Source organism: Hymenobacter plasmatis (assembly GCF_020711255.1).
GTDB lineage: Bacteria > Bacteroidota > Bacteroidia > Cytophagales > Hymenobacteraceae > Hymenobacter.
In genome coordinates this window covers 44,223-50,222 of the sequence record NZ_JAJFAW010000032.1, presented here as the reverse complement: position 1 = coordinate 50,222, position 6,000 = coordinate 44,223, and the positions used below count along the sequence as shown (strand labels likewise).

The 6,000-nt window shown below is 57.8% G+C and carries 3 protein-coding genes; all 3 read left to right on the top strand.

Going from position 1 to position 6,000, the window contains the following annotated elements:
- Positions 1 to 1,661, top strand: a 1,661-nt coding sequence (locus tag LJ738_RS19150) for a T9SS type A sorting domain-containing protein (protein WP_227787956.1), incomplete at its 5' end; no start/stop codon positions are given.
- A gap of 727 nt (positions 1,662 to 2,388) precedes the next feature.
- Positions 2,389 to 3,207, top strand: coding sequence for a helix-turn-helix domain-containing protein (locus LJ738_RS19145; protein ID WP_317206812.1), 819 nt, complete (start codon positions 2,389 to 2,391; stop codon positions 3,205 to 3,207).
- 1,102 nt (positions 3,208 to 4,309) lie between these two features.
- Entirely contained in the window at positions 4,310 to 5,953 is a 1,644-nt protein-coding gene (locus tag LJ738_RS19140) for a T9SS type A sorting domain-containing protein (protein WP_227787954.1), read from the top strand.
- Positions 5,954 to 6,000: the final 47 nt, after the last annotated feature.

Genomic DNA, 6,000 nt, shown 5'->3' with positions numbered 1-6,000 from the left:
GCCTGGTGGCCGGGGTTAACATCCCCGTGTCGGTGAGCGACGCCAACGGCTGCACCTCGGCCACGACGGTGACCATCGCCCAGCCCACGCTACTAAGCGTGACGGCGGTATCAGCCAACGTGCTCTGCTTCGGCGGCACGGGCAGCATCACGGTGACTGCCAATGGGGGGACGCCTGGTGCCGGCTACCGGTATGCCTTGGACGGCGGGGCCTTTGGCTCGGCTAATGTGTTCAGTGGCCTGCGGCCCGGCATCTACAACGTGAGCGTAATCGACGCCAACAACTGCATAGCCACTCGCACAGATGTGCGCATCACGGAGCCCGCCTTGTTGGGGATTACGCTCTCTAACCTGATGAGTGCGACGTGCACTACAGCCACGGGTTCGGCCACACTGACGGCCACGGGCGGCACGGCTCCCTACACGTACTCGCTGCAGCTGGGCACCAACGCGCCCATCGTGCTGACGGGTAATGGTGCGGTGAACTTCACGGGCCTGCTGGCCGGCACCTACCAGGTGCTGGTGCGCGACGCCAACAACTGCACGGCCACGTGCGCCGCGATTACCATTGAGGGCGCGAACGCTGTTACTTTGAACCGTCTGTCGGTTATCGATGCCACGTGCTTTGGTGGAACAGGCAGCTTCACGGTAGTAGCAAATGGTGGCTCAGGCTACCAGTTCAGCCTCATCAGTGCTTCGGTGGTCACCGCACAGGGAACGATTAACAATCCTCCTTACATCACTCTTAACGTGCTTCAAAGCTCTGCGACCTTCTCGGGTCTCCCAGCTGGCACGTACGGTGTGCGTGTGATTGCGGCTGGCGGCTGCACTGCTACGGTGAACGTGGCCATCGGGCAACCGGCACAATTGGTGTTGGGAACGCCTTCGGTCACCCAAATCACCTGCTTCGGTGCTAACAACGGCCGGGTACAACTCTCTGCTACCGGTGGTACAAGGGATTATACCTTCACGTTGGATGGCATGAGCAACGGAACGGGCTTGTTCACGAACCTGGCTCCCGGTGTTTACCCCATCTCGGTGCGCGATGCCAATGGCTGCGTAGCAACGGGTGTTTCGGTAATCATCCTGCCACAGCCTGCTCGTCTGAGTGTCATCTTCTCCAGCACGGTGAATGCTTGCGGCAGCGCGGCTGGCCAAGCTACGGTAAGCGCAGTAGGCGGTACGGCTCCGTACACCTACCAGCTCCGCATTGTCTCGACCAATTCTGTTGTAGCAACCTCTCCTGCGGTGAATGGGTCATACAACTTCACTGGCTTAGCAGCTAGCACTTATCAACTCGTCGTAACCGATGCACGTGGCTGCGTGGCTGAATGCCCGACGCTGTTGCAAATCACCAACGCCTGCTCTGCATTCAGCAGCAACGGTTCTTCGAGCGCTAAGTCTGCCGACCAGATTGTGGTGTACCCGAACCCCTTCAAAGAGAAGGCAACGGTTGAGTTCCGTGTAGCCGAAGGTGAGCACTACTCGCTCGCCATCTACGACATGGTAGGTCGCGTGGTGAGCCGCGTAGCCGAAGGCACGGGCGAAGCCAACCACACCTATCAGGTGGTGGTAGGCCAAGGCCTGGAAGAAGGCATCTACATGATGCGTCTGACCCTCGGCAACAAAGTGAAATCGGTCCGTCTCCACGTACAGAAGTAAATCTGTAGCAAGGAGTGTCTAAGAAGCCGCCGGCAATTTGCCGGCGGCTTTTTTGTTTTTGCCAGCCCAACTAGCTCCAAATTGACCTAGCTCGGAAAAGGGCAGGGGTGAAGCGCAGCAGGGGCTTCCATCATTCGATGGAAGCCCCTTTGCACGTATTGCAGCAGCAACCAATCGCCAGGGACGAGGAGGTGGGGTCAACTTTCGGGGGCGCAATGGCTGGCCGTTACCTGCCGGGCCCCGGTTTCAACTTCTCTGATCTACCACGGGTAGAACGAAACAGGTTTTGGAAAGGCCTCCAAAGTTCAATTTTTAATTGAGCCAAGATGAGCCTTCAGTAGGAACCGTGCGCTTGCCGTTCGGCCTTTTTGTTGCCGTGCTGAGAAAATTTTTACCGGCGAAAAAACAGGCGGTCACTACACCTTGGCCTTGGCCGGGACGAAGCCAGTGTTTTACTGGCCTTTAGAAGATGAGTGGAGCTCGGCAGTATAAGATTATTGGGCAATTAATTTTATATATACCGTTGTTTTATAGAATTTTAATCGCGAATCTGGAGCGATTTGAGAATCAGATTCTCGCGAAAAATTCAGGTCGAGTAGTAATGATTTGCTTATGGTCGAGCCTATGATAATATCTATTTTTTATTTGACTAATACAATGTATATTCAGGTGCTCAATTACGCCGCGGCCTGCTAAGCTCAGCCGTAGCATTTGCTGGTGATAGTGTATGGTATGGCAGGAATTTACTCCATTGGCTTCCCTGCGAAATATAGTAGAGTGCTACTGGGCTTACGAAGATCCGAACCCTGCTGCCCCCCGGCAACACGCGGTGTTGCCCTCGCCCAAGCCGTCGATTATCGTAGTGTTGGGCAAGCACGACGAGCCGGTGGCTTTTGAGAGCACCAATGGGCAGCGCATTACGGAAAGCTGGATGCTGGGCCAGGTCACCGACCATCGCCTGAGCCTGCGCTGCGCCCGGCCGGCCGGCCTATTCGGCATCATGTTTCAGCCCACCGGGTTTTACCAGCTGCTGGGTATATCCATGGCCGCCGCGGCGAGCATGGCCCCGGAGCAGGCGTGCGCCCCGCGGCAGTTTGGCGAGGCGCTTACGAGCCGGGTGCAGGCCGCCGCCACCCACGCCGAGCGCGTGGCCGCCGCCGAAGACTTGCTCCTGGCCCAACCCATGCGCCCCACGCCGGGCACCCCAGTGGTGGAGGTGGTAGCGGCGGCCCTGCGGCAGCGGCGCGGGCAGGTATACGCCGACGAGCTGGCCCACTTGGCCCACCTTAGCCGGCGGCAGCTCGAGCGGCGCTTTCGGGAAGCGGTGGGCGTCTCGCCTAAGCTCTTCGCCGAGATTAGCCGCTTCGCCCGGGTATTCGAATTGCTGAAGGAACAGCCCCAAACCAACTGGCACGACCTGGCTCAGGCCTGCGGCTACTTCGACCAGGCCCACTTCATCCGCGAGTTTCGGCGCTTCACGGAGGAGACTCCCGCTGCCTTTTTCCAGCACGGCCGCGATGCTGACCCGCTGTTTTGGAGCGGCTGAAAACGTCGCATCTGTACAATGCTGGCTGTAGATATGGAATTAGGTTTGCACCATTTTCGGTATATTGTGTAAATAATTGATAATCAACCTGAACACTATTGGCCCACTTATTTATTGTTCAACTTTTAACCCTAAACGCTATGACATAACATTAGGCCATATCCCTCCGCTTGTGTATTGCAAGCATGTGGCAAACTGGTTTGTATCAGTATCGCCACCTTTTTTAGTCCGGGGCCGATGCTTAAGTAAGTCGTGCCGCGGTGGCTGCTTGGCAGCCAAACAAATGTCCTTTAACCCTTAAGCCTCCTTTATGTAACACTTCATTATTATGAACAAGCTATCATTGGCTCTCACGCCTGCCAACATAACTGGTCCTAACCACTGTTACGAATCAAGCGTCACAGCTACTGGACTAAAGCCCCGGCATTTGCCAAAGACCTTACCAAGTAGAGGGTGGCTGCTACTGCTGCTATTGATTTGCAGCCTCTTCTCCTCGAATCTATTTGCGCAACCAATACAACCTACCTATTGTGATGGTACGCTCGACAACCTTACTAGTTTTCACACGGTTCAAGACGCAGTAAATAGCCATACAGACAACCAATTTACGGAGGGTTCCAAAGACAAAGACGCCATTGCAGACTGGCACTGGAGCCCAGGCAACGCCAACAACAAAGGCGATATAAAGACCGCCGGGGTGGCCTTAACGGGCACAAACAATTGCATCCTGCGCTTCTACAGCGACCGGGTGTCTAGTAACGGGGACGGCTCCCTTGGCTTCTGGTTTTTTGTAAGCTCCGTCAGCACCAATACTGATGGCACGTTCAGCGGCACTCACACCAACGGAGACATCCTCATCTTGAGTGATTTTACGAATGGTGGGAAAAAATCTGAACCCAAGGTCTACGTGTGGACCAATGGTCAACTAGTACTAAAAAATAATGCTATTTTCTGCATTGGAACCAACAGGGATAATACCCTTATCGAAGGAGCTATTGACTTATGCCAATCGGGCCTTCAAACCTGTTTAAGTTCCTTTTTAGCACAAACCCGGAATTCGCAATCGATAAACGCTTCGTTGCAGGATTTTGCGCTGGGCGACATGAGCCTCACCTTGGGCCAGCCGACAGTCACGAATGCCGGGTGCGCACCTAACAACACGGGCAGCATTCGCTTCGCAGCTAGTGGCTTTGGCAGCGCCACGCCCGCGTTTGCCCTCGCCACAATTACAGGCACAACGGTTGGTACTTTCAACCCAGTCACAGCCACACTCAGCGGGGGCTTCTATACTATCTCGGGACTGGCCCCGGGCACCTATCGCCTGCGCCTAAGCGCGCCCGGCTTCTGCCCCGTGTACCGGGATGTGACCATCACCAACACTTGTCCGCCGTGCACGCTGGCTTTGACGGCGGGCAACGTGTCAACCCAAGGGGTGCTGTGTTTTGGCGGCAACACGGGCAGCCTCACGGCCGTGGCCTCGGGCGCCGGCACGGCGCCCATTGCCTACGAGCTGGTGGGCACGACCAACACGACGGGCGCGAGCAGCGGCATCTTCACGGGCCTGACGGCGGGCACCTACACGGTGCGGGCCACGGCCGGCACGGGCTGCACGGCCACGGTGAGCGGCGTGGTGGTCGGCGGGCCCACGGCGGGCCTCAGCCTGGTGTATTCCATTCCGACGAATTCGTGCGGTCAGCTGCGGGTAACGGCAGCCGGCGGCACGCCGCCTTACGTGTACACGTTGCGCAACGCGTCGGGTACGTTGGTCGGCACGTCGCCTTCGGTGGCTGACGGCTTTACGTTCATGAACCTGGCCACGGGCGTGTACACGGCCACCGTGGTCGACGCCCACAACTGCGTGCTCGTCTGCCCGACCAGCATCGCGGTGACGGGCTGCCCCCCGCCGTGCACGCTGGCTTTGACGGCGGGCAACGTGTCAACCCAAGGGGTGCTGTGTTTTGGCGGCAACACGGGCAGCCTCACGGCCGTGGCCTCGGGCGCCGGCACGGCGCCCATTGCCTACGAGCTGGTGGGCACGACCAACACGACGGGCGCGAGCAGCGGCATCTTCACGGGCCTGACGGCGGGCACCTACACGGTGCGGGCCACGGCCGGCACGGGCTGCACGGCCACGGTGAGCGGCGTGGTGGTCGGCGGGCCCACGGCGGGCCTCAGCCTGATATATGGCATCCCAGGAGGTTGCGGTCAACTTACGCTTACTGCCACGGGCGGAACAGGTCCATACCTATACTCGCTGTATAGCAATGTAGGTACGATTTATACCGCAAGCACGACTACTTCTGGCTCATTCACGTTCACAGGCTTGCCTACAGGTACGTATACCGGTTTCGTTGTCGACCACAATGGCTGCACCCTGGCATGCCTTTTCGGTGTAAATATTACTGGTTGCCCAATTACCATTCCATGCAACTGCACTACTCAGACAGCTGTAGCTGCCAACGGGGCTGCGGTACAGAGTGGCAAGTTTGAGCCCTCGCTGGCGGTATTCCCGAACCCGGTGACCGACAAAGCTACAGTGGAGTTCCGCGTGGCCGAAGGCCAAGCTTACTCGTTGTCTCTCTACGACATGGTGGGCCGGCTGGTACGCACCGTGAGCACTGGCGTAGGCCAAGGTACGCACACCTCGAAAGTTGCGTTAGGCAGTGGCTTGGATGAGGGCATCTACCTGATGCGCCTGACCACGGGCAGTACTGTGAAGACCATTCGTCTCAACGTGCAGAAGTAACGCTGCAGCCTTGAGTGTACAAAAGCCGCCGGCACCCGCCGGCGGCT